This is a genomic window from Nostoc sp. (assembly GCF_035638895.1).
Taxonomy (GTDB): domain Bacteria; phylum Cyanobacteriota; class Cyanobacteriia; order Cyanobacteriales; family Nostocaceae; genus Nostoc.
Genome location: NZ_DASQZC010000117.1, coordinates 1 through 2321 on the forward strand (window position 1 = coordinate 1; position 2321 = coordinate 2321).

Consider the following 2321-nt stretch of genomic DNA (forward strand, 5'->3'; position numbering starts at 1 on the left):
TGTTGTAACCTTAAGGCTTAAGGTTCTAGCTCTAAGGCTTAATGTTGTAACCTTAAGGCTTAATGTTCTAGCTCTAAGGCTTAATGTTGTAACCTTAAGGCTTAAGGTTCTAGCTTTAAGACTTAATGTTGTAACTTTAAGACTTAAGGTTCTAGCTTTAAGGCTTAATGTTGTAACATTGATGAGCAAAGTTTGTTGGTGAGTGCATTATAGGAAGCGTGGTATTTTAACGATTTTTTTCATGCCTCGCCCAAAACGTAATTTACAATCAGGCTTTTGCTATCACATCACGACTCGCTGCAATAACCTACCACAGTACAGGTTTTGCTAATACAGACCAACGCCGTGCGTTAAATACTCTGCGATATATTCACGCTAACCCGAAAGCAGCAAGAATACAGCAGGGATTTTTCTACGACTTCAGCAATTACGGCACTCATGACCGCTTGAGTAATGATGGTATCACTCAATGGCATCCAGCGTTTTTGCTATTGGGGAGGACGTTGGAAGAGTGTGCTGCTAGATATCGCCAGTTTTGTAAGAAATATCGCCCTAAGCCAAAGCCTGAAAAAAGAAATCATTGGGGTAGTCATTTTTTACCTTCTTTGAAAAATAAGGGCAAAAAGAAGTCACCGGGACAGATGAGTTTACCTTGGGATAAGCAGAGAGTCACTGAAGATACGGAAGTGCAGGAGGTAGCAGAAAAATTTATTCAGGCGAATTGTTATAACCCCGCAGTGCCAGGTATGGGAATTCTGAAATGTTGATTCTACCGTGCATCTAGGGTTGGTAATAAATCTTTATAAATGTCTGAAAGCCTTAGATGTTACAGTTTACAAGTCTAGATGCGAGAGAAGAGACCAGTAGACCACCCCCCAAACTCCCCACCCACCAAACCCAAACCAGGAGCCAGAAAAAGCTTTGTTAACGTAGGGAGGTGTCCTCTAGGGGAGGCTGTATCAAATTGAACGTCGGAGTTTACCCATTTGCGGTCGGAAGAAATCATCATCTTAATAACGGAAGAAATCAAATTAATTTTCAGCCATCCTACGCGATCGCCAAACTTCTCCCAGGCTTCTTTATAATACTTGCCGTCAGCTTTACCGCCAACGCTCAAGTATATTTCCTTTTGGACACTGAAGCCAAAATGTCCATCGCTGTATTTTACCCATAAACGGTCAATTGTGCGTAAGTCAGTGCAAGGAAAATTTAAGAGTTCGTCTGGGGTGAAGTAGTCACCATATTTTTTATCTACAGCCTGAATCATCACCCTATAGGTTTCTTGGTCGGCTTCTTTCCAGTTTTTTGCTGCTAGTAAGTCGCGCAGTCTGGTGTAGTTTATGCCTTTTTCTGAGTCCAGGTTATCTGCTTGAGGCGCTGTAGGCTGAATTATGGGCGTTGTCCCAGGCTTTTCCCCAGTAATGCCCCACATCAACTGTCCCAGAGGTTCAGGATACTGTAAACGAAAATCAACCCACATTAAACCCTGGAGAAATACGGGCAACTTTGGTTCTTGTGGAGCATCCGGCAAAAGTACCGGAATAACTGGACATTGCCTATTCACAAATTCTCGTAGAAACGCATCAATTTCTTGACTCTGCCAAGGGCCAAATCCTGAGCCTCCGACAAAAACTGCTGCTGCTCCAATCTGGTCTATCTGCTGTTCTAATGCACGTTGCCAAGAAAAACCAGGGCGTAAATGCCAAATATCCAACCACGGTACAATTCGTTGTTGCTGTAGTTGTTTGGCAATTCCGATAACCGCAGGTTTATCATTACTATTGTGACAAAGAAAAACATCAAACTTTTCCATCGGTTACTCCTCCACGCCAGCAATTACCGCCAACGCCTTGGCGTAATCTTCCAACCCACCGCGCAAAGCTTCCAACTCACTTCGCAACTTGGGTTCCTCCGACCAACTCTGCTCATGTTCCTTGGGGCTTACCCCTACAGGTCGTCTAGCTTCCCACGCTTGCAACAACGGATGCCATTTAGCCAAAAACGGCCTTAACCCATTATTCAACACTGCGATCGCAATTCCCCCCACTGAATCACGAGAAGCCCCCACATCCGGCCCGGCGGCTTTGAGAACTTCGCGGGTTGTACCAAATAAACTATAAAGAGAGTTCATCGCTTCTCGTACCAAACCCTGGTCAACTTCCAATGGTTGTACAGCAATCCGCGTCACCAATTCCACATACAGCGACCAAGCCGCCTTCTTTTGTGTGGTGTCAACTTTCCAAGACATCGAACCAATGCCAAAAGGCAGACTTACAGATACAGTCTCTAAAGAAACGCGATCGCGCATATTCATAATAAGC

At 44.3% G+C, this 2321-nt stretch carries 3 protein-coding genes and 1 pseudogene; 2 read left to right on the forward strand and 2 right to left on the reverse strand.

What is annotated here, in order from left to right; genetic code table 11:
* Nucleotides 1–202: pseudogene (locus VE944_RS05450) on the forward strand (hypothetical protein); the annotation flags it as partial.
* Between the two features lie 244 nt (nt 203–446).
* Nucleotides 447–767 carry a hypothetical protein gene (locus VE944_RS05455; protein ID WP_324973413.1) on the forward strand — a complete coding sequence of 107 codons (321 nt, stop codon included), beginning with the start codon at nt 447–449 and terminating at the stop codon, nt 765–767.
* A gap of 74 nt (nt 768–841) precedes the next feature.
* Here VE944_RS05455 and VE944_RS05460 read toward each other — a convergent pair whose 3' ends face one another.
* Together VE944_RS05460 and VE944_RS05465 are read right to left on the reverse strand one after the other, a co-directional pair.
* Nucleotides 842–1813 carry a GUN4 domain-containing protein gene (locus tag VE944_RS05460; RefSeq protein ID WP_324973416.1) on the reverse strand — a complete coding sequence of 324 codons (972 nt, stop codon included), beginning with the start codon at nt 1811–1813 and terminating at the stop codon, nt 842–844.
* Between the two features lie 3 nt (nt 1814–1816).
* Nucleotides 1817–2308: a hypothetical protein gene (locus VE944_RS05465; RefSeq protein WP_193950202.1), complete on the reverse strand. Its 492-nt coding sequence runs from the start codon at nt 2306–2308 to the stop codon at nt 1817–1819.
* Between the last annotated feature and the right edge of the window lie 13 nt (nt 2309–2321).